At 64.8% G+C, this 18,455-nt stretch carries 21 protein-coding genes and 1 tRNA gene; 9 read left to right on the top strand and 13 right to left on the bottom strand.

From position 1 onward, the window contains the following. Nucleotides 1-52 precede the first annotated feature (52 nt). Nucleotides 53-265: a hypothetical protein gene (locus tag AC5Y4N_RS16990; RefSeq protein ID WP_499910024.1), complete on the top strand. Its 213-nt coding sequence runs from the start codon at nucleotides 53-55 to the stop codon at nucleotides 263-265. Between the two features lie 60 nt (nucleotides 266-325). Here AC5Y4N_RS16990 and AC5Y4N_RS16985 read toward each other — a convergent pair whose 3' ends face one another. From AC5Y4N_RS16985 to AC5Y4N_RS16960, 6 genes are all read right to left on the bottom strand, one after another. Continuing rightward, on the bottom strand, nucleotides 326-1,066 hold the full coding sequence (locus AC5Y4N_RS16985; protein WP_499910022.1) for an ABC transporter ATP-binding protein: 741 nt from the start codon (nucleotides 1,064-1,066) through the stop codon (nucleotides 326-328). Then, entirely contained in the window at nucleotides 1,050-1,877 is an 828-nt protein-coding gene (locus tag AC5Y4N_RS16980) for an ABC transporter ATP-binding protein (RefSeq protein ID WP_499910020.1), read from the bottom strand. Before AC5Y4N_RS16980 ends, AC5Y4N_RS16985 begins: the two co-directional genes overlap by 17 nt. After that, nucleotides 1,874-3,037 (bottom strand): branched-chain amino acid ABC transporter permease, encoded by a 1,164-nt coding sequence (locus AC5Y4N_RS16975; RefSeq protein ID WP_499910018.1) that lies wholly within the window; start codon nucleotides 3,035-3,037, stop codon nucleotides 1,874-1,876. The genes AC5Y4N_RS16980 and AC5Y4N_RS16975 overlap by 4 nt, the downstream gene beginning before the upstream one ends. Beyond that, nucleotides 3,034-4,071: a branched-chain amino acid ABC transporter permease gene (locus AC5Y4N_RS16970; protein WP_499910017.1), complete on the bottom strand. Its 1,038-nt coding sequence runs from the start codon at nucleotides 4,069-4,071 to the stop codon at nucleotides 3,034-3,036. The genes AC5Y4N_RS16975 and AC5Y4N_RS16970 overlap by 4 nt, the downstream gene beginning before the upstream one ends. Before the next feature lie 79 nt (nucleotides 4,072-4,150). After that, on the bottom strand, nucleotides 4,151-5,356 hold the full coding sequence (locus AC5Y4N_RS16965; RefSeq protein WP_499910015.1) for a branched-chain amino acid ABC transporter substrate-binding protein: 1,206 nt from the start codon (nucleotides 5,354-5,356) through the stop codon (nucleotides 4,151-4,153). A gap of 100 nt (nucleotides 5,357-5,456) precedes the next feature. Then, nucleotides 5,457-6,104: an ANTAR domain-containing response regulator gene (locus tag AC5Y4N_RS16960; protein ID WP_499910012.1), complete on the bottom strand. Its 648-nt coding sequence runs from the start codon at nucleotides 6,102-6,104 to the stop codon at nucleotides 5,457-5,459. Nucleotides 6,105-6,180: 76 nt separating this feature from the next. On the opposite strand from AC5Y4N_RS16960, the gene AC5Y4N_RS16955 reads away from it, so the two are divergent. The 4 genes from AC5Y4N_RS16955 to AC5Y4N_RS16940 all read left to right on the top strand — a co-directional run bounded on the left by AC5Y4N_RS16955 (nucleotide 6,181) and on the right by AC5Y4N_RS16940 (nucleotide 9,491). Continuing rightward, on the top strand, nucleotides 6,181-7,425 hold the full coding sequence (locus AC5Y4N_RS16955; RefSeq protein WP_499910010.1) for a glycosyltransferase family 87 protein: 1,245 nt from the start codon (nucleotides 6,181-6,183) through the stop codon (nucleotides 7,423-7,425). A gap of 8 nt (nucleotides 7,426-7,433) precedes the next feature. Further along, nucleotides 7,434-7,507 (top strand) — tRNA-Leu (locus tag AC5Y4N_RS16950). A gap of 225 nt (nucleotides 7,508-7,732) precedes the next feature. Next, nucleotides 7,733-8,113, top strand: coding sequence for a hypothetical protein (locus tag AC5Y4N_RS16945; RefSeq protein ID WP_499910007.1), 381 nt, complete (start codon nucleotides 7,733-7,735; stop codon nucleotides 8,111-8,113). A gap of 55 nt (nucleotides 8,114-8,168) precedes the next feature. Continuing rightward, complete coding sequence (locus AC5Y4N_RS16940) at nucleotides 8,169-9,491, top strand: adenylate/guanylate cyclase domain-containing protein (protein WP_499910005.1); 1,323 nt, start codon at nucleotides 8,169-8,171, stop codon at nucleotides 9,489-9,491. Between the two features lie 10 nt (nucleotides 9,492-9,501). Here the strand turns inward: AC5Y4N_RS16940 and AC5Y4N_RS16935 are convergent, their stop codons facing one another. The 3 genes from AC5Y4N_RS16935 to AC5Y4N_RS16925 all read right to left on the bottom strand — a co-directional run bounded on the left by AC5Y4N_RS16935 (nucleotide 9,502) and on the right by AC5Y4N_RS16925 (nucleotide 11,817). After that, complete coding sequence (locus tag AC5Y4N_RS16935) at nucleotides 9,502-10,077, bottom strand: hypothetical protein (protein ID WP_499910003.1); 576 nt, start codon at nucleotides 10,075-10,077, stop codon at nucleotides 9,502-9,504. 51 nt (nucleotides 10,078-10,128) lie between these two features. Further along, nucleotides 10,129-10,800 carry an MspA family porin gene (locus AC5Y4N_RS16930; protein WP_499910001.1) on the bottom strand — a complete coding sequence of 224 codons (672 nt, stop codon included), beginning with the start codon at nucleotides 10,798-10,800 and terminating at the stop codon, nucleotides 10,129-10,131. A gap of 300 nt (nucleotides 10,801-11,100) precedes the next feature. Continuing rightward, nucleotides 11,101-11,817 carry an MspA family porin gene (locus tag AC5Y4N_RS16925; RefSeq protein ID WP_499910000.1) on the bottom strand — a complete coding sequence of 239 codons (717 nt, stop codon included), beginning with the start codon at nucleotides 11,815-11,817 and terminating at the stop codon, nucleotides 11,101-11,103. 332 nt (nucleotides 11,818-12,149) lie between these two features. Between AC5Y4N_RS16925 and AC5Y4N_RS16920 the strand changes: the two genes are divergently transcribed. Continuing rightward, complete coding sequence (locus tag AC5Y4N_RS16920) at nucleotides 12,150-12,710, top strand: Rv2240c family protein (protein WP_499909998.1); 561 nt, start codon at nucleotides 12,150-12,152, stop codon at nucleotides 12,708-12,710. 23 nt (nucleotides 12,711-12,733) lie between these two features. Here AC5Y4N_RS16920 and AC5Y4N_RS16915 read toward each other — a convergent pair whose 3' ends face one another. From AC5Y4N_RS16915 to AC5Y4N_RS16905, 3 genes are read right to left on the bottom strand one after another with little or no spacing between them, the layout of a single operon-like run. After that, nucleotides 12,734-13,486 carry an amino acid ABC transporter ATP-binding protein gene (locus AC5Y4N_RS16915; RefSeq protein ID WP_499910118.1) on the bottom strand — a complete coding sequence of 251 codons (753 nt, stop codon included), beginning with the start codon at nucleotides 13,484-13,486 and terminating at the stop codon, nucleotides 12,734-12,736. Nucleotides 13,487-13,491: 5 nt separating this feature from the next. Beyond that, a complete protein-coding gene (locus AC5Y4N_RS16910; RefSeq protein WP_499909996.1) occupies nucleotides 13,492-14,406 on the bottom strand; it encodes an amino acid ABC transporter permease in 915 nt (304 codons plus the stop codon). A 2-nt stretch (nucleotides 14,407-14,408) separates the two neighbouring features. Next, complete coding sequence (locus AC5Y4N_RS16905) at nucleotides 14,409-15,308, bottom strand: ABC transporter substrate-binding protein (RefSeq protein ID WP_499909994.1); 900 nt, start codon at nucleotides 15,306-15,308, stop codon at nucleotides 14,409-14,411. 123 nt (nucleotides 15,309-15,431) lie between these two features. Here AC5Y4N_RS16905 and AC5Y4N_RS16900 point away from each other — a divergent pair, with 123 nt between their 5' ends. The 3 genes from AC5Y4N_RS16900 (at nucleotide 15,432) to AC5Y4N_RS16890 (ending at nucleotide 17,050) form a co-directional block, all read left to right on the top strand. Continuing rightward, nucleotides 15,432-15,809 carry an Rv1352/Rv1906c domain-containing protein gene (locus AC5Y4N_RS16900; protein WP_499909992.1) on the top strand — a complete coding sequence of 126 codons (378 nt, stop codon included), beginning with the start codon at nucleotides 15,432-15,434 and terminating at the stop codon, nucleotides 15,807-15,809. A gap of 111 nt (nucleotides 15,810-15,920) precedes the next feature. Then, on the top strand, nucleotides 15,921-16,532 hold the full coding sequence (locus AC5Y4N_RS16895) for an HdeD family acid-resistance protein (protein WP_499909990.1): 612 nt from the start codon (nucleotides 15,921-15,923) through the stop codon (nucleotides 16,530-16,532). After that, a complete protein-coding gene (locus AC5Y4N_RS16890) occupies nucleotides 16,529-17,050 on the top strand; it encodes a DUF4190 domain-containing protein (protein ID WP_499909988.1) in 522 nt (173 codons plus the stop codon). The genes AC5Y4N_RS16895 and AC5Y4N_RS16890 overlap by 4 nt, the downstream gene beginning before the upstream one ends. On the opposite strand, the gene AC5Y4N_RS16885 is transcribed toward AC5Y4N_RS16890, so the two are convergent. Beyond that, nucleotides 17,028-18,449: a bifunctional lysylphosphatidylglycerol flippase/synthetase MprF gene (locus AC5Y4N_RS16885; protein ID WP_499910116.1), complete on the bottom strand. Its 1,422-nt coding sequence runs from the start codon at nucleotides 18,447-18,449 to the stop codon at nucleotides 17,028-17,030. The two genes, AC5Y4N_RS16890 and AC5Y4N_RS16885, sit on opposite strands and share 23 nt — an antisense overlap. Nucleotides 18,450-18,455: the final 6 nt, after the last annotated feature.

Raw genomic sequence — 18,455 nt, 5'->3', positions numbered from 1 at the left:
CGCTCGGGTAGAACCGGTGTGGATCGCTCACCGCTTCTCGAAAAGGACGACCATGACAGCTATAGCCAGGCTGCGCGAGGCGCAGCGCCGCGTGTTCAAGGCTCAGCGACGACTTTGGCTGCTCGAAGCGGCGTTCTGGCCCACGCTGGTCGTGGTTGCGGCGGCCGCGCTGGCCGGCTTGGGATGGTGGCTGCGGCGCCGGTCAACCGCCGGCCGGTCTGTTGCCCCACCGAGTCAGCCGACCACGGCCGGCTCGACGCTGTGACGGTGCGGCCGTTGCGGCTGCGGCTCGCAACGCGCCTTATCGTCCTGCGCGCATCGCACGTCAGGCAACGCCGAGGTAGGCGGCCCGGATGCTGTCGTCGTTGAGGAGCTGCTGCGCCTGCCCTTCGCGCGTGATGGTCCCGGTCTCGAGGATGTAGGCGCGGTCCGAACGGCTCAAGGCTTGCTGGGCATTCTGCTCGACCAGCAGCACCGTGGTGCCTTGGGAGTTGATCTCGGAAATGATCCGGAAGATCTGCTGAATCATCATGGGCGCCAGGCCCATCGACGGTTCGTCCAACAGCAGCACCTTTGGCCTGGCCATCAGAGCTCGCGCGATGGCGAGCATCTGCTGTTCGCCGCCGGACAGTGTGCCGCCCACCTGCTGACGCCGTTCCGCCAACCGGGGGAACGTCTCGAAGATCCACTCGAGTTTCGCCCGGTGCTCGGCTCGTGACCGGAAAGTCCTTCCGTAGCAGCCCATTTCGAGGTTCTCGACGATGGACATCCCCGGGAACACACCGCGGCCCTCGGGCGCCTGGATCAGCCCGTCGACGACCCGCTGATGGGCCTTCACCCGGGAGATGTCGCGGCCTTCGAACCAGATGGAGCCGCGAGTCAGCGGCCGCAGACCGGAGATCGCTCGCATGGTGGTGGTCTTGCCGGCGCCATTGGAACCCAAGAGCGTGACCAGCTCACCCTCCCGCACCTGTAACGACACGCCGTGCAGCGCCTCGATCCGGCCGTAATGCACGACGACGTCGCGCAATTCGAGCAACGCCGCGCTGTTATCGGATGTCGTCATCCGGCACTCCCAGATAGGCGGCAATCACCGCCGGGTCGTCACGGATCGCCGATGGAACGCCCTCGGCGATTTTGCGGCCGAACTCCAGCACCACGATCCGGTCGGTGACACCCATCACCAGTCGCATGTCGTGCTCGATGAGCAGCACGGTATATCCGTCGTCGCGAATCTTGTTGATCAACTCGATCAGTGCCGCCTTCTCGGCGGGGTTGAATCCGGCTGCCGGCTCGTCGAGGCACAGCAGCTTCGGTTCGGTGGCCAGCGCCCGGGCAATTTCTAGCCGCCGTTGGTCGCCATAGGGCAGATTTTCTGCCTTTTCCTCGCCGCGCGACGCGATTCCGACGAATTTCAAAAGCGCGGCGGCGCGTTCGATCGCATCGCTCTCCTCGCGGCGATGGCGTGGGCCACGAAAAACCGCACCGGGCACCGAGGTCTTGTGACGTGCATCAGTGCCCACGACGACGTTCTCCAGGGCCGTCATCTCGCCCCAGAGCCTGATGTTCTGGAACGTACGGGCGATGCCGCGGCGAGTGATCTGGTGGCGTTTGATGCGACCCAGCGGCGCGCCGTCGAAGATCACCGTGCCCGCGCTGGGCCGATACACGCCGGTGATCGCGTTGAAGCACGTCGTCTTGCCGGCACCGTTTGGCCCGATGAGCCCGAGGATCTCGCCGCGCCGGATGCTGAAGCTCACCGCGTCGAGCGCCACCAGACCACCGAAGCGGACCGTGAGATCTCGTGTCTCCAGGAGAGTTTCGCCCTCAGCCGCATGCACCTCACGGTGCAGCCCGGCGACCTCATCGACGCTCATACGGGGGACTCACTGCGCCGCAGCAACTCGCGCGCTGACTTGCCGTATGCCAACAGCTGCTGACGCACCGGGAAGAGGCCCTGCGGGCGGAAGATCATCAGCACCACCAGTGCGAGCCCGAAGAACAAGTACTTCAGGTCACCGAGATTGATGCCGAGGAAGTGCACGCCGAGCAATCGGTTGGGCAGGTAGACGATCACGAACGCGCCGAATATGACGCCCAGTTTGTTGCCTTGACCGCCGAGCACGACCGCGCACAGAAAGAGCATCGAGTTGATGATGTTGAAGTTGGTGGGTGCCACGTACTGCACCTGGCCGGCGTAGAGCGCACCGGACAGCCCGCCGATGCCGGCGCCGATGACGAACGCCCACAGCTTGAAGCGAAAGGTGTTGACGCCCATCACCTCTGCGGCATCCTCGTCCTCGCGGATTGCCACCCACGCCCGTCCCACCCTGCTTCGCTCCAGATTGCCGACGAGGATCAACACGGCTGCCACCAACACCAGCCCCAGCCAGAACCACCAGGTTCCGTAGTTGGCGTCCCCGCCCGAATTACCGCTGGAGAACACGCCTTGCGGCAAGTTGTCCCGCTCCCCCAACCGCGGGTAGGCGATCTGATTGAGGCCACGTGATCCGTTGGTGATGTCCTGCAAATTGTCGGCCAGCAGCCGGATGATCTCGCCGAAGCCGAGAGTGACGATCGCCAGATAGTCTCCGCGCAAGCGCAGGGTCGGCGTGCCCAGGACCAGGCCCGCGAACGCGGTGACGCAGATCGCGATCGGCACACATGACAGCCACGCCCAGTCGGTGCTGAAGAAGCCAGTGGGCCCCATCTTGTTCCATGGGCTGTCCGGACTGGTGAGCAGAGCGACGGTGTAGGCACCGACGGCGTAGAACCCGACGTAGCCAAGATCGAGCAGACCCGCCTGACCCACCACCACGTTGAGTCCGATCGCGATCAGCGCCACCATCGCGAACTGCGCCATCACACCGCCGAAGCTGATGCCCGGGGTATCCAGAAAGCCCGGTGTATGCAGCGGCAGCAACGCAACCAGCGCGAAACACACAATGCCCACAACCCATTTCGCTTGTCGACTCAGCTGGTTCCACCATTGGCGGAGCGCGTCACCGGGGCGGGCGAGCATCTGGCTTCGGCTCATACCCGTGCCTTTCCGAGGCTTTCACCCAGTATCCCCGTCGGGCGGACCAGCAGCACCAGCACCAGCAAGACGAACGCGACAACATCGCGCCACTGGGTTCCGAAAACGGCCTGCCCGTAGTTCTCCATCACGCCGAGCAACAGTCCACCGAGCAGCGCGCCGCGCAGGTTGCCGATGCCACCGAGGACCGCAGCGGAGAACGCCTTGATACCGAGCAGGAAGCCGCCCGAGTAGATGATTCCCTGCGGCACCTTCAGCGTGTACAGCAGCGCCGCTGCGCCGGCCAGCAGGCCACCGATGAGGAAGGTCGTCATGATGGTGCGTTCTCGCGACACGCCCATCAGAGTGGCCGTCGTGGGATCTTGGGCCACCGCGCGGATGCCACGACCGAATTTCGTCCGATTGATCGCCACGTCGGTAAGCGCCGCAAAGATCAGCGCGGCGGCAATGACCACCAGAGTGATGTTCGAGATGTCGGCCCCGAACACCCTGAACTGAATCTTGGGCACCACCAAGATGATCGGCTGCTGGGCGTTGCTGCCGCCGTAGCCCTTCAGCAACTGCGGCAGCACGAAGTGCACGAATTCCTGCAGCACGAACGACATACCGATCGCGGTGATCAGGAAGGTGAGCGGGCGGGCGTTTCGCCGGCGCAGCGGCCGGTATGCTACTGCTTCCAAACCGATTGCAGCCGAACCGGATACGGCCATCGCGACAATCATCGCAATCCCGAGATACAGCACCGTCAGCCCGATTCCCTTGCCGTATGCGTTGCCGCTCGGGGCGAAGCCGAGAATCATGTCGAGCGCGAAGTAGGAGCCGAACATGCCGAGCATGAAGATCTCGGAATGCGCGAAGTTGATCAGCCGCAGCACACCGAACACCAGCGTGTAGCCGACCGCCACCAATGCATAGATTGCGCCCCAGGCCAGGCCGTCAATTGTCAACTGCCCGAAGCCGTGCCGCAGACCGTCCAGATTGAACGTGATGTTGGCGGCGTACACGGCGCACTGGCCGAGGCAATCGTCGATCATCCGGTGGCGGCTCCTCGATTACGAGAACGCGTCCGAGTCGCCGTTGTCGGGTCTCGGACGCGCATCTCGCCCTGTGCGGCTACTGAACCTTGTAGATCCAGATCAGTGTGTTGGTCAGTTCACCTGTCGGATCCCACTGGTATTGGCGCGCGACGCCGGGGCCGTTGTACGTGCGGACGTAATCGAGCAGCTGCGGACGCGTGACGGCGCCCGAGTCGATGCCCTTGAGCAGGATGGTGGCCAGGTCGTATCCCTCGGTGCTGTACGTGCCGGGCGCCTGGTTGAACTTCTTGGTGTACTCGTCGGCGAAGGCAGGCGGGGCGGGGCTGCAGGGGCATGACAGGATCGCATCCTTCGATGCGCTGCCGGCCTGCTTGACGAACTCCGGATCCTTTGTGCCGTCGGCGGATACGAACGTTGCGGCGACGCCGCCGTCGCGCAATTGCTGCACGAACGGAGCGGCTTCGGCGTAGTAGCCGCTGTAGAACAGCGCATCCGGGCTGGCGTTCTTCACCTGGGTGACCGCGGCGGAAAAGTCCTTGTCGCCCTTCTTCACCGAGATGTTGCAGGCGCTGTCGGCGACCGGCCCGAGGGTCTGCCGCACCACATTGGCCAGGCCGACGCCGTAATCGGTGCTGTCGTCGACGACACACACCTTCTTGTTGTTGAGCGTGTTCTTCAGATAGTTGGCGACTGCGCGGCCCTGCGCGCCGTCGTTGCCCAGGCCACGGAAGAACGTCTTCCAGCCGTTCTGGGACAGCGTGACGTTGGTCGCCGACGCGGTCGCGGCCACCAGGCCGGCCTGGTTGAAGACACCGCCCGTGGCTTTGGTCTCACCGGAGAAGGCCGGGCCGATCAACCCGATGATGCTCGCGTCGTCGACGATCTGCGGAGCGATCGCGGTCGCTTTCTGCGGATCGCCTTCGGTGTCGAACGGCTTGAGCTGAACCTGGCAGCCGGGGTTGGCAGCGTTGTGCTTGTCGACGGCCAGCTGCACACCGTCTCTGATGTTGATGCCGAGCGCGGCGTCGGGGCCGTTGAGCGCTCCTGCCATCGCGATGCTGACCGTCGGGCAGGTGGCCTTACCGGTGCCGGCGGGATCCGCAGCGGCGGAGGTGTCCGGCGGCTTGATCTGCTTACCGTTGTCGTCGATAGGCACCTGCTCGACGATCTTGAGGTTCGTGCCGCTGCTCTCGTCTTTCGACTGGGTACAGCCGGCCATGCCGACGACCAGCAGCCCGACAGCACCGATCACCCAAGCACTCCGCGTCGCGCGACCGCGCACGTGTCACCTCCAGGTCAGCATGCGATGGCTAGAACGTCTAGAACGTTGGGATAGAACCATAGCCAACACCTTGCTGCCGTGCGCGGTGTTGTCCGAGCCGTCAGCTGGCCGACGAGGCGTCCTTCGATTTCGGTGGGGGCTCGCCGAGCGTCTCCAGCACCACTTCGGCCACCCGCTTCATCGTGGTCCGGCGGTCCATCGCGGCCCGCTGGATCCAGCGGAACGCCTCCGGCTCGGTCATCCCCTGCTTGCTCTGTAGCAGGCCTTTGGCACGTTCGACGAGTTTGCGGGTTTCCAATCGATCCGAGAGGCTCGCCACCTCCCGCTCCAGCTCGGCGATTTCGTTGAACCGGCTGACTGCGACCTCGATGGCCGGAACGAGGTCGGTCGCCGAGAACGGCTTGACCAGGTAGGCCATCGCGCCGGCGTCCCGAGCACGCTCGACGAGCTCTCGCTGGCTGAACGCCGTCAGCACCACGATCGGTGCAATCCGCTTCTGCGCGATTTCCCGGGCCGCGTCGATGCCGTCGCGGCGGGGCATCTTGACGTCCATGATCACCAGGTCGGGCCGCAGCGAATCGGCAAGCTCCACCGCTTCTTGCCCGTCGCCGGCTTGCCCGACGACCTCATAGCCCTCTTCCTTGAGCATCTCGGCCAAGTCGAGCCGGATGAGGGCCTCGTCTTCGGCCACGAGTACGCGGCGCGGCGTTGTGTTCGTCGCTCGTGGCTCCGACGATGACCCGGTCATGGATGCCATTGTGTCGTGGCACACGCGGCGCGGCGACCGGGGGGTTGTGACATGCAACGTGGGTACGATCCGCTGTGTGAATGCCCGGTTGCTGCGGTCAGCTGCGCAGCCCTGGGTCGTCGTCGCGGCGGCGCTGATGGCAGTGGCGGCAACGTGGATCTACGAGCGAATCCGTGACGTCTACCCGGTGGACTGGGCTGTCTACCGCTATGGCTCGGCAGCGGCATGGCGGGGTGTCGACCTGTACGCCGGCAACCTGCACGGCCAGCACATCGCCGACGAGGGCCTGCCGTTCACGTACACGCCGTTCGGCGCGCTGGTGCTGTGGCCCACGAACCTCGGCAGCCAAGAAGTCGGGCTGTGGGCGTGGAGCATCGCGTCGATGCTGGCGCTGGTGGCGGTGATCGCGATGGTGACGCCGTCGCAGCTGCGGTACCGCTGGATCGCCGTGTTCGGCATCGCATCGGCCGCGTGCGCCACGATCATGGTGTACGCGCACTTCTTCTTCGGCCAGATCAATATCCTCTTGATGCTGCTGGTGGTCGCCGATCTCACCCGACGCGACGACACCGCGCTCGGACGCCTCATACCCCGAGGAGTGCTGATCGGACTGGCCGCTGCGATCAAGCTGACGCCGGGGCTGTTCATCATCTATCTCGCCGCGGCCAGGCGGTGGCGGATGTTCTGGTGGAGCCTGGCCAGCTGCGCGGGCGCCTTCGTCCTGGCGTTCCTTGCCCGGCCCTCGCTGAGCATCGCGTTCTTCACCCACGGCCTGTGGCACCTGACGGATAAGGTGGCGCTGGGCACCAAGTTCGCCACGTCGGGCAACAACTCGATCCAGGGCCTGCTCGCGGCCGTGGGTGACTGGACGCGGCCGCTGGCGCTGATCCTGACGGCCGTCGCCGCCGTGGGTGGGCTGCTGTTGGCCCGACGAGCCACGGCTCATTCGGGCCTGCTGGCCGGCGGCCTGGTCATCGGCATGACAGCGACGCTGATCTCTCCGATCAGCTGGGTGCACCACTGGGTGTACCTCGTACCGGCCGCCGTGTTCATCTGGTTCCACCGCGGCTGGTGCGCCCGTGCGGTGGTCATCGGCGGCACGCTGGTGACGGTCTTCGCCACCCCCGAAGTCGGGCAGGACTGGCTGGTCGACCCCTCGCTCATCGAGGCGGTCGTCGGCTGGCTGCTGCGCGAAATGCTGATGCTGCTCGGCGTCCTCGCGATCGGGATCATTGCCTACGGCAGCCGACGTCCGTCACCGTCGGCGTCAGTCGAGGCGGGCACCGAAGTGGAGGAGCCTGTGCGAGCATCGCTATCGTGAGGTGCTGCGCCCTCGTATCCCAACTGGCAGAGGAACTGGACTCAAAACCCAGACAGTGTGGGTTCGAATCCCACCGAGGGCACTCCCGGCGCAGCATCGCCGCTCGAGGGTTGCACTGATTTCTCGTGCGCTGTTGCGAATTCGATTGACTCTCAACGCCTTTCGCATGGCCCACGCTGGTTGCGCACGGCCAGAGGACAATTCGCGCGGAGCCTGGCCGCACTTGCTTACCCGACAATTTCGCCAAAGTCGTCAGATCGCGATCCCGTTGACCTCAAGATGGACAGCAATCACGAAGGGATTGCACATGAACACCAAAGCAGCGACGATCGCCTCGGCCGCCTTCGGCGGTATTGCACTGGCGATTACGCTCGCCGTCGCACCAGCCGCCGGGGCAAGCCCCGCGATCACCGACACTTCGGCACGTCACCTCGGCGTGTTCGTCAACGAACCCGTCGACCCGGTCGACTGTGTCGAGGCCACCTCCAGTGAATGCAATCCCGGCGACCCCGCCGGCAGCACCGGGCTGTCGACCGGCCCGCAAACCGAACCTGACGTCGCCAGCGGGCCCGGCATGGGCCAGCCTGCGGGCAGCACGGGTCTGGATTCCGGCCCGACGATGCCGGTGGACGTCGACACCGACCCTGGCCTGCAGGACGGCGGTGAACCCGCCGGCGCCATCGGATAGCCGTCGATCTCTGCGGAGACCCGCCGTCGCGGGCGTCGCCCGATAAGCTGTCAGGATGGCCGCCGAGGTCGACGACGCGGCAGCAGGCCCCACCCGGACCTTCTGCGGTCCCCCGATGCACCTTCGGCCCCAAGCCACGGCGCGTAGCCGGCACTATGCCGACCGCGAAGCGCGCAGCCGCAAAGTCATCAACATCACCACCACCATCGCAGCGGTCGTCACCATCGGCTTCGCGGTGGTTCAGCTTGTGACCGAGAACGGGATCTGGCGCGTGGCGATGATCAACGTCGTGGCCGGGGTCATCTTCCTCGCGATCCCGCTGCTGCATCGATACGGCCTGGTGGTATCGCAGCTCACGCTGACCCTGACGTCGTACGTGGTGCTCTCGGTGCTGATCTGGAATGTCGGCACGGGTGCCGGCTTGCAGTTCTACTTCCTCGTCGCGGCCACCGTCGCGGTGCTGGTGCTCGGAATCGAGCACATCGTGCTCGCATGCGTCATCGTCGCGATCGGCGCGGGCATCGTGATCGCGCTGCAGTTCACCGTCCCCGCCGACACGGGACTGCAAGCACCCTGGGCCCTGCCGGCGGCCTTCGTCACCTCGGTGGTGTCCGCGTGCGTGATGGCTGTCGCCACAGTCTGGTACGCGCTGCGTGAGATCGGGCGCGCTGAAGCAGCGATGGAAGAAGAATACGAACGCTCGGAACAATTGCTGGCCAACATCCTGCCCGAGAGCATCGCGACGCGGCTGAAGAACCCGGCCACCACGATCATCGCCGACAAGTACGACGACGCCTCGGTCCTGTTCGCCGACATCGCCGGCTACACAGAGCGGGCCAGCCGGTCGACCCCCGCGGACCTGGTCGAATTCCTCAACGTGCTCTACACCGAATTCGACCGTCTGGTCGAGCAGCACGGGCTCGAGAAGATCAAGACCAGCGGCGACTGCTACATGGTGGTCAGCGGGGTGCCCGAACCGCGGCCTGACCACCTCGAAGCGCTGGCATGCCTGGCGCTGAAAATCGCCGGCACCATCGCCGATCTCAAAGACGAAGCAGGACAATCCGTTCCGATGCGGATCGGCATGGGCGTCGGTCCGGTGGTGGCCGGCGTGGTGGGGACCCGCCGATTCTTCTACGACGTGTGGGGCGACGCGGTGAATGTCGCATCGCGGATGGAGTCCACCGGCGTCCTGGGCCGTATCCAAGTGCCGCAAGAGGTTTACGAGCGTCTCAAAGACACGTTCGTGTTCGAGCCGCGCGGCGAGGTGCAGGTCAAAGGCAAAGGCGTCATGCGGACGTGGTTCCTCGTGGCCGAACGTGACGGTCCCCCAGAGAGCGAAATTTACTCCGCCACAAAGGAAGCCGTGATCCGATAGTGCTCTGTGATCAGCCGCCGGGCGGTGGAGCCGATGGCGGCGCAGGCTCAGGAGCAGGCGGTGGCTCGGGCCAGTTCAGCCCCAATGGAATGTTGGTCCCCGGGGGCGGTGCGGTGCCGGGAAGCGGCTCGCCTAGCTGAGACGGGTCGAGCTTGCCCATCGGATAGTGGAAGAGGCCGCGCGCTCCCCTGATGTTGTCGAGAAGACCACCGGGCGGCGCGTCGGGCGCGGCGGGCGTATAGCTGTAGAGCGATTCCTGCCCCTGTCCGGTCAGCCCGAAGTTGATGGGCCGCAGCGCTTGAATTGCGTTCTGGTCCACTAGAAGTGGCTGCGCAGGCTGGTCGGGTGTACCGCTGGCGACCGTGGGGACGGGCGCCTGGCCGAGCAGGAAGTCATAGCCCGACCCGGGTGCCATCGCACCGTTCGGTAGAAACCCTTGGAGCACTCCTGGTGGCGGCAGCAGGCCGACCGGTGCGGCGTTGGGCGCGGGCGGCGGCTCAGCCGGTGCGGGTGGCGGCGGCGGTGGTGGATCGGCAGCGGCGGTAGCCGACGACGCGACCGCACCGCCTACGGCGAGCAGACTCACCGCCGCAAGAGCCGCCGACCTGGTGCATCGTCTTGTCCGGGCCATCTCGCCTCAGAAGACCTTGGCGACGCCGTAGTACGCGACCACGTCGTCGGTGTCACCGTTGGAGCTGGTCAATATCGCATAAGAGCGCAGCGATGACGCTCCAACGCAGTTGTCGATCTTGATGTGGACATCCCTCACCGTGACTCGGGTCGAGTTGCCCTTGAATTCCTTTTTGTCCACGGGAACGCTCGTCACGGTGCCGGGCCTGGGCTCGATTTCGATCTGACCCTGAATGGGGAAGTTGATTCCCGAAGTCAGACCACTGGTGGCGAGTGAGTTACTGCCGCCGATGCCGATGCTGCCGTTCAGCTTCACCTTGTCCATTTCGATGGCGCAACCGATCTGGTAGCCGACCTCGAGCGTGCCGCCTTTCGCTGAGCCCATTCCTGTCCCGGTGAAGGTGGCGCCCACCAGCCAGTCACGTGATGCCAACGACGTCGTCAGGGGCGCCACCGGCAGCTGCGTCTCGTCTTTCGCGACCACGGTCAACGTGCGCCCGTCGGTTGTGTGAGCGATGCCTGGAGGCCCCGACGGCACGGCTCCGGTGTCAGGCGGTGGTCCTGCGTCGGCGACCGGCTCCGCCGGCGGAGGCGGCGGCGGGTCCGCCAGAGCGAACGGAGCGACGCTCAGCGGGACCAGGGTGCAAGCAGCGGCCACCATGGCAAAACGATTCAACATGTCGTGTCGGCGCCTCTCATATCTCGAATCCCGTGGGATCTGTCCGTGGAATCTTCAATGGACCGGGTGTCCAAACGGTAAACGGCGCGCCAACAGTTCGCACCCGATTGCCGACCACTGCGAAGCTCGAAAAGCGCTGGAAATCATCCGAATTCGATGCGGGTATAGCACACCGGCAAACTTGTTGCATCCGGAAGGGCTGCGTTCTGCGCCACACATCGAGTGGCGTCCCCGCGAACAGCCGCATGCCCCCCGCCGTGGGCGAGGGGCATGCGACCCGAGGGGCGATTGCGACCGCTGTCAGACCATCTTGGTGACGCCGGTGTAGGTGACGACGTCATCGGTGTCGTCGGTGGAGCTGGTCAGCGTCGCGTAGGACCGAATGAACGACGCACCTGCGCATTGATCGAACTTGACACGCAAACCGGTGATATTGATCACCGGCGACGTGCCTTTGAACTTCTTTTTGTCGATCGGGACGATGTTCACCGTGCCGGGCTTGAGGTCGATCTTCATCTGGTACGACAGCGAGGGGTTGATGGTGACCGGGAAGATCGGCAACACACTGCTCGGACTGAGAAGCGATATGCCCGGTTGGATACCCGCCGAGACAATGCTCTCGATATCGTCCTGCGCAATGCCGCAGCCGATTTGGTATCCGGCTTCCAGCGTCCCGCCGGCGAGCTTCGGTCCACCCGAACCCGTCACCGATCCGGTGAACGTTCCGTCGACGAGGTACTCGCGAGAGGTCGGCGCGCCGGTCAGCGGCGCCACCGGCTCCATCGACTCGTTCTTGCCGACGACCGTCAGGGTGTAGCCGTCAGGGGTTTTCAGCACTCCGGGTGGAGCAGACGGCACGGGACCGGCAGGGCCCGGGCCGCCGGGCTCGCCGGGCGGTGGAGCGGTGTCGGCGGCCGGCACAACGGGTGCGGGGGGTGGGTCGGCAAGAGCGAGTGGAGCCGTCCCGACCGGGACCAGCAGGCTAACGGCAGCCAGCGTGGCAAATCGATTCAACATGTCGTGGTGGCGCCTCTCATCATCTGAATCCCCATGGAATCTGTCCCGGGAATCTTCGATGGGCCGGGTGTCCAAACGGTAAACGGTGCGTCAACAGTTCGCGCCCGGTTACCAACTACTGAGCATGCAAGATACGCCACGTCGGCTGGCGTGAAATGCCCGGAAATCGCAGCGCTCAGCAAGGCTCGCGGGATAAGGCCGCGGCGCCCTGTCTGCACTCGCTCACCCCCGGCCATCCGCTGTTTGATTTCTGTTCACGATGCGGACAGTTGGCGCCCGCACCATTTCACCTCGACCTAGCCTTGAGACGTTCGAGTCTCTGGAAGGAAATGATGAAGTCATCACGAGTACGCGGACAGGGATTGGCCGCTACCCTCTTGGCGCTCGGTGTCGGCCTATCGGTCGCACCCTGCGCCGTTGCAGACCCAGCCGCGGCCGACGAGCCCCACCCCACGTTGCCGGGTTCGACGATCGCCGCCCCGGCTGCCACCCCTCCGATCGCCGACGGTGCCGATGCGGCCGCCGCGGACGCCTGCCGGCAGTTCTCGACTGCGTGGAACTACGCCGCGGTCAACTACGAAGACTTCGCGTACGCCACCGCAGGCAATGGCAACCTGGTGAATTACCAGGATCCCGAGGTCTCGGACTCCAATGTCGTCGGCCGGACGGCATTGCGGCAAGCCGCCGCGGTGGCGCTAAACGCTTCGGCCACACCGGGATTGGCGCCGGAGATCGCAGACCCGATGCGAAAGTGGTCGCTGAACGCCGCGCGGCTGGTCCTCACCATGGGGCTGCGCGGCGGCGGCGACGCGCTCAACTCGGCCGCGTCCAGCCTCAACAACGACGCTCATGAGGTCCAGCTGGCGTGCGCGGCGGCCGGTGCCCGCGCCTGATCCAGTATCTCTACGGGACAGCATCACAACAGCTTGGACAAAAACGCTTGTGTGCGTTGATGTTTAGGTGATGCGAGCACCTCGCGTGGGTTGCCGCTCTCCACGATCACGCCTTCGTCCATGAACACCAGTTGATCGGCGACCTCACGTGCGAAGCCCATCTCGTGGGTAACCACCAGCATCGTCATGCCGCCACGCGCGAGGTCTCGCATCACAGAAAGCACCTCGCCCACGAGCTCGGGGTCCAGCGCCGACGTCGGCTCGTCGAACAGCATCAACTTCGGGTCCATGGCCAGTGCCCGGGCGATCGCGACGCGCTGCTGCTGTCCACCCGACAGCTGCGCCGGATAGGCGTCGGCTTTGTCGGAAAGCCCGACCCGGTCCAGCAACTCGCGCGCCCGGTTCACCGCGACGTCCTTCTTCACCTTCTTGACGTGGATGGGCGCCTCGACGATGTTCTGCAGCGCGGTGCGGTGCGGGAAAAGGTTGAAGTGCTGGAATACCATTCCGACGTCGCGGCGTTGCTTGGCCGCCTCACGCGGCGGCAACTCGTGCAGCTTGCCGCCCTTCTCGCGATACCCCACCAGCTGACCGTCCACGTAGAGCCGGCCCGCGGTGATGTTCTCGAGGTGGTTGATGCAGCGCAGAAATGTCGACTTGCCCGAGCCGGACGGACCGACGATGCACAACACCTGCCCGCGCTCGACCGTCAGCGTCACACCCTTGAGCACCTCGAGCGCACCGAAGCTCTTACACACCTGCTCGGCGACCACCATCGCCGTCATACGTGCTCCTCGAATGCGCGCTTGGCCTGCGCGAGCGCCTCGAGTTGCTTGGACGTGAGCTTGCGTGACGCCCCCCGCGAGAAGTACCGCTCCAGGTAGTACTGCCCCACCATCAGCACGCTGGTAATGGCCAGGTACCACGTGGCCGCCACGAGCAGCAGCGGAATCGGTTGAAACAGCGCCAAGCCGATGTCATGGGCGCGGCCATACAACTCGAGGGTGTACGGCACGGCGATCACCAGCGACGTGGTCTTCAGCATGCTGATGACCTCGTTTCCCGTAGGCGGGATGATCACGCGCATGGCCTGGGGAAGCACGGTGCGGCGCATCGTCATCCACCACGACATGCCCAACGCGATCGACGCCTCCGTTTGGCCTTCGGGCACCGAATTGATGCCGGCCCGGATGATTTCGGCCATATAGGCCGCCTCGTTGAGCCCCAGCCCGATGACCGCCATCACGAAGTAGAACGAGAAGTTCTGCAATGTGAAGTGGAAGAACGTCGGCCCCCACGGGATACCAACTTGGATGTTCTTGTACAGCACCGGAAAAAGGCCCCAAAACACCAATTGGACGTACACCGGGGTGCCGCGGAAGATCCAGATGTACACCCAGGACACCGACCGCAGCACCGGGTTGGGCGACAACCGCATCACGGCCAGGGTCACGCCCAGTACTACGGCCAACACCATCGACAGGATCGTCAGCTGGATCGTGTTCCACGCTGCAATCGAAATCCGTTGATCGAAAAGGTATTTCGCGTACGTGGACCAGTAATAGGCCGGGTTGGTGGCGGCTCCCCACAAGAACAGCGCCACCAGCACGGCGATGACGATGGCTGTCACCCACCGCCACGGATGCCGCAGCGGCACGGCATCGATGGCAGGCGGTGGCGATGCCTCAGCGGCCACGATCAGCCGACTGCGCCGTTGATCACCGGCTTGTCGATCGCGCCGGTGTGGGCGCCCCAATTGTCCAGGATCTTCTTGTAATCACCGGTCTGGATCACGTGCTCGAGTGCCCTCAACAGCGCCTGTCCCAGCGGCGAGCCCTTCGGCACCGCCCAGCCGTACGGGGCTGACTGGAACAGCTCACCGGCTGCCTCCAGCTTGCCTCCGCTCTGCTTGATCGCCCACGCGGTGACCGGGGAATCGGCTGTCATGGCGTCGGTTTGGCCCAACATCACTGCATTGGTCGCCGCGTCCTGGCCGTCGAACTTCAGCACGTTGATCGGCGGCTGACCCTTCTTGAGGCAGTCAGCGTTCTTGGCCGGCAGCTCTTCGGTGTCTTGCACGGTGCCGGTCTGCACCGCCACCTTCTTCCCGCACGCGTTGTTGGGGTCGATCGGCGCGCCGGGACGTTGCGCCCAAAGCGATCCGGCGCGGAAGTAGTCGACGAAGTCGACCTGCTGCTCGCGTTCCTTGTTGTCCGTGAACGACGACATCCCCATGTCATAGGTGCCGCCCTGGATCGACGGAATGATCTTGTCGAAAGCCGATGCCCGGTACTCGGGGGTGACACCAAGCACCGCTGCGACGGCATTGAGCAGGTCGACGTCGAAGCCGATGATGTTGCCGTTGGCGTCCTTGAACTCGTTGGGCGCGTAAGTGGGATCGGTGCCGACGACGATCTTGCCCGCGTTCTTGATCTTGTCCGGCAACAGGTTGGCGATCTCGTCGACCTTGGCCGGCTTCACCGACGTGGTCGATCCGCCCGGCCCGGAGCTTTCCGTGTTGCTGGTACAGCCGGTGAGGGCCAGGGCCGCGGAGACGACGATCGCTCCGGCCACCAGCCATGCGCGTGATCTCCTCATTGCCTCTCTTTCCGGTCGGGGCCGTCGACCACCTGACGTCGACGACGGCGGGAGCCAGTACGTGAACACTAGCGGGGTGAACGTTTTCCAGCCCACAAAGCGGGTGATGTACCGTCTTGCGCCGTGAACGGGCTGCGAGCCGTGGGCTTCATCGGTGCCGCCTCCTTGCTCCTGGTCGGTGGGCCCTCACTTCTCGCAGGCGAATCGGCCGGTCCTGCGCGTCAAGCCGCCGCCGAGCCGGTGACCGATGGCACTTACACCATCGGCAAGGACATTCCCGCCGGAAGGTGGCACACCGACGGGCCGCGAAGCGTCAACGCCGTGGGTATGGCGGCGACGGTGCGGTGCGGATGGCGGATCGGGTGGCCTCAGCTCGACCACGGAGTGCAGACAATGGCCGCGATCATCCACCGAAGCAATTCGGGCGCCACGGACGTTGTGTTAGGTCCCGACGGGGCAGTGTTCGAAACGAAGGGTTGCAAGGCCTGGCGTCCGCGCTAAATGCCGTTCGGCCATGCCGAGCAACGCATTCGATGCGTGCCATTGACTCGACGTGTTGACCGCGACGGCGAAATGCTCACCGGCCGACTGGGCCTGTGGAACACTTCACGCATGACTGCTCCCCAACGCCCCAAGCTGCTCAAACATCTCTGGTGGACGACGCTGATCTCCGGCATCGCGTCGCTGATTGTCGGTGTTCTCGTCCTCTGGTGGCCCGGCAAGACGATCCTCGTAGCCGCGATTCTGTTGGGTGCCTATTTGCTTGTCAGCGGTATCTTCCAAGTGTTCTTCGCACTCACCCTGCATATTTCAGCGGGCGGCAGGGTCTTACTGTTCATCAGCGGTGCGGCCGCTCTCATTCTCGGCATTCTGGCTTTCCGTCATTTCGGTACAGACGAAGCGAGTGCTGTTCTGCTGCTGGCCATCTGGATCGCGGTGGGTTTCATCTTCCGTGGTGTCGCGACAACAACCTCGGCGATCAGCGATCCGGGCATGCCCGGCCGCGGCTGGGAGATCTTCTTCGGCATCGTCAGCATCATCGCGGGCATCGTCGTGATGGCTTCTCCGTTCCGCTCGCTCGTCATCTTGGCTCTGGTGACCGGCATTTGGCTCATCGTGATGGGTGTGTTCGAGATCGTGTCAGCCTTCGGAATCCGTAAGGCCTCGAAGAGGGTCGACGAATTCGTCGAACGACGTGTCACCGCGGAAGGAACGAACGCATGACGGAGCCGAACCAGCCGGAAACACCGCCCCCGGGACAGTACGGCGGATATCCGCAACAGGGACAGTACGGCGAGTATCCGCCGCCGCCGCCGATGCCCTACGCCGGTCAGGCCCCGCCGCCTGTCCCGCCCCGAAACGGGCTCGGCACTTCGGCGTTGGTGCTGGCGATCATCGGCTTGCTGTCGTGCTGGAGCGTCGTCGGGGGCGTCATCCTCGGCATCATCGCCGTGATCCTGGGGTTCGTCGGGCGCGGCCGCGTCAACCGCGGGGAAGCGAACAACGGGGGCGTCGCGCTGGCCGGCATCATCCTGGGATTCCTGTCGATCGTGGCCGCGCTGGCATTCCTTGCCATCTACGCGGTCGTCGGCGTCGCGATCTTCAAAGAGGGTGGCGGCAAGGACTTCATGGACTGCATGAACAAGGCAGGCAACGATACGAGCGCACAGCAGCAGTGCGAGGACCAGTTCCGCGAGAGCCTGGAGACCAAGTACAGCGTCACGCTGACGAACACGCCGTGAGCTCGAGCCGACGCCTGCGCGGCATGAACTCCAACGACAACAGCACCACAGCCGCCGGCAGCACGTGCCGCAGTGACAGCAGCACGAATCGCCGCTGTCCGAGCGCGTGGAACTTGCGCAGATACCGGTACAGCGACTCCAGCGCGATCAGCGAATCCAGCAGGTGGATCGCCTGGTAGACGACGTCTTGGAGCCAGTTGCGGTTCTTGTTGTCGAAGACTTCCGGGAATGCTGCGAAGGCGAGCGAAACCCGTTGTGCCTCAAGGGCTTTACCTTGCAGCACCATGTCGACGCTGAGCCGTTCGTCGATGCCGTTGGGCGCTCCTGGACGACGCCACGGCACATCGAGGGTGATGTCTCTGCCGCCGCCGGCCGTCGCGTAGCGGTGGAAACCCTGCACCTGCCCGTCACGGTCACGGGCGACGATCAACTGGATGCCGGGATACCGGCGCTCGAGTGCGCCGTCGAGAATCATCGAGAAGCCCCGCTCGGTACGCGCACCGCTGTGCGAAGCGATCAACACCTCTGCCAGCTCCGCTTGCAGCGCGTCGTCGAGATCCTGCTCGGCGACAACTTCGGTGGTGATGCCGAAGTTGTGAGTACGCTGCACGGCTTGGCGCAGATTCCGGTACTTGCGTCCCACCATGTCGAAGTTCTGCACGTCGATGACGACATCGCGCCCGATCGGCACACTGCGCATCCGTTGGCCCACCACCGCGTCATTGCGCCACAGCGGCAACCGCCGCTCGCTGCAGCCGAGCACGATGATCCGCCAGCCCCTGGTGTGGCACATCGCGACGAAGTCGGCGATCAGCTGGGGAAATTGGCTTTCGTCGCCGAGCGGATCCCCGCTGACCGTAGCGAATCCGATGCGGGTGCGGTACGCGATCGCCGCCGTGCCGTCGACGTTGAAGAAGTAGCTCTTCTGGGTCTGCATCGCGAAAGGTGCGAGCGGGTCGCCTTCGGTGGCGTTGATCAGCCGCCACACGTGGGGAAGGTCGTCCGGCTGCGGTCGCGACGCCGTGGGCCACATGAGGACCCAGCCGGCGCCGGCGACCAGCACATTGCCCAGCACGCCGAACGACAGCAGATGCGCACCGAAGCCGACGAGCAGCACCACCATTGCGGCTGTTGCGTGCGCTGTAGTCACGGGGCGGCCCAGGAAGATGCCGCGCGCGATCAGCGCGACAGTGGTCAAGATCACCAACGACCACGCCAGGCGGCCGGATGCCGCCCAGTCGGCGTGGTGGTAGTCATGAGCGAGTAACACCACGAGCCAGCAGAACAAGCTGAGAACAGCCAGCGCGCCGATCCACCGCGCCGCCGGCCTGTCGACACTGACGACAACGCGTTCGCGGGCGCGTACTTTCGCGACTTTGACCAGCTGTGTCACCACCAGAAGATT

The organism is Mycobacterium sp. NGS19 (genome assembly GCF_059813155.1).
This window is presented reverse-complemented; position numbering and strand designations above follow the sequence as displayed.

What these genes read in the sequence shown, in the direction of transcription:
- AC5Y4N_RS16990 (WP_499910024.1), top strand. Translation starts at nt 53, where the DNA reads ATGACAGCTATAGCCAGGCTGCGCGAGGCGCAGCGCCGCGTGTTCAAG.
- AC5Y4N_RS16985 (WP_499910022.1), bottom strand. Translation starts at nt 1,066, where the DNA reads ATGACGACATCCGATAACAGCGCGGCGTTGCTCGAATTGCGCGACGTC.
- AC5Y4N_RS16980 (WP_499910020.1), bottom strand. Translation starts at nt 1,877, where the DNA reads ATGAGCGTCGATGAGGTCGCCGGGCTGCACCGTGAGGTGCATGCGGCT.
- AC5Y4N_RS16975 (WP_499910018.1), bottom strand. Translation starts at nt 3,037, where the DNA reads ATGAGCCGAAGCCAGATGCTCGCCCGCCCCGGTGACGCGCTCCGCCAA.
- AC5Y4N_RS16970 (WP_499910017.1), bottom strand. Translation starts at nt 4,071, where the DNA reads ATGATCGACGATTGCCTCGGCCAGTGCGCCGTGTACGCCGCCAACATC.
- AC5Y4N_RS16960 (WP_499910012.1), bottom strand. Translation starts at nt 6,104, where the DNA reads ATGACCGGGTCATCGTCGGAGCCACGAGCGACGAACACAACGCCGCGC.
- AC5Y4N_RS16945 (WP_499910007.1), top strand. Translation starts at nt 7,733, where the DNA reads ATGAACACCAAAGCAGCGACGATCGCCTCGGCCGCCTTCGGCGGTATT.
- AC5Y4N_RS16940 (WP_499910005.1), top strand. Translation starts at nt 8,169, where the DNA reads ATGGCCGCCGAGGTCGACGACGCGGCAGCAGGCCCCACCCGGACCTTC.
- AC5Y4N_RS16930 (WP_499910001.1), bottom strand. Translation starts at nt 10,800, where the DNA reads ATGTTGAATCGTTTTGCCATGGTGGCCGCTGCTTGCACCCTGGTCCCG.
- AC5Y4N_RS16925 (WP_499910000.1), bottom strand. Translation starts at nt 11,817, where the DNA reads ATGTTGAATCGATTTGCCACGCTGGCTGCCGTTAGCCTGCTGGTCCCG.
- AC5Y4N_RS16920 (WP_499909998.1), top strand. Translation starts at nt 12,150, where the DNA reads ATGAAGTCATCACGAGTACGCGGACAGGGATTGGCCGCTACCCTCTTG.
- AC5Y4N_RS16915 (WP_499910118.1), bottom strand. Translation starts at nt 13,486, where the DNA reads ATGGTGGTCGCCGAGCAGGTGTGTAAGAGCTTCGGTGCGCTCGAGGTG.
- AC5Y4N_RS16905 (WP_499909994.1), bottom strand. Translation starts at nt 15,308, where the DNA reads ATGAGGAGATCACGCGCATGGCTGGTGGCCGGAGCGATCGTCGTCTCC.
- AC5Y4N_RS16895 (WP_499909990.1), top strand. Translation starts at nt 15,921, where the DNA reads ATGACTGCTCCCCAACGCCCCAAGCTGCTCAAACATCTCTGGTGGACG.
- AC5Y4N_RS16890 (WP_499909988.1), top strand. Translation starts at nt 16,529, where the DNA reads ATGACGGAGCCGAACCAGCCGGAAACACCGCCCCCGGGACAGTACGGC.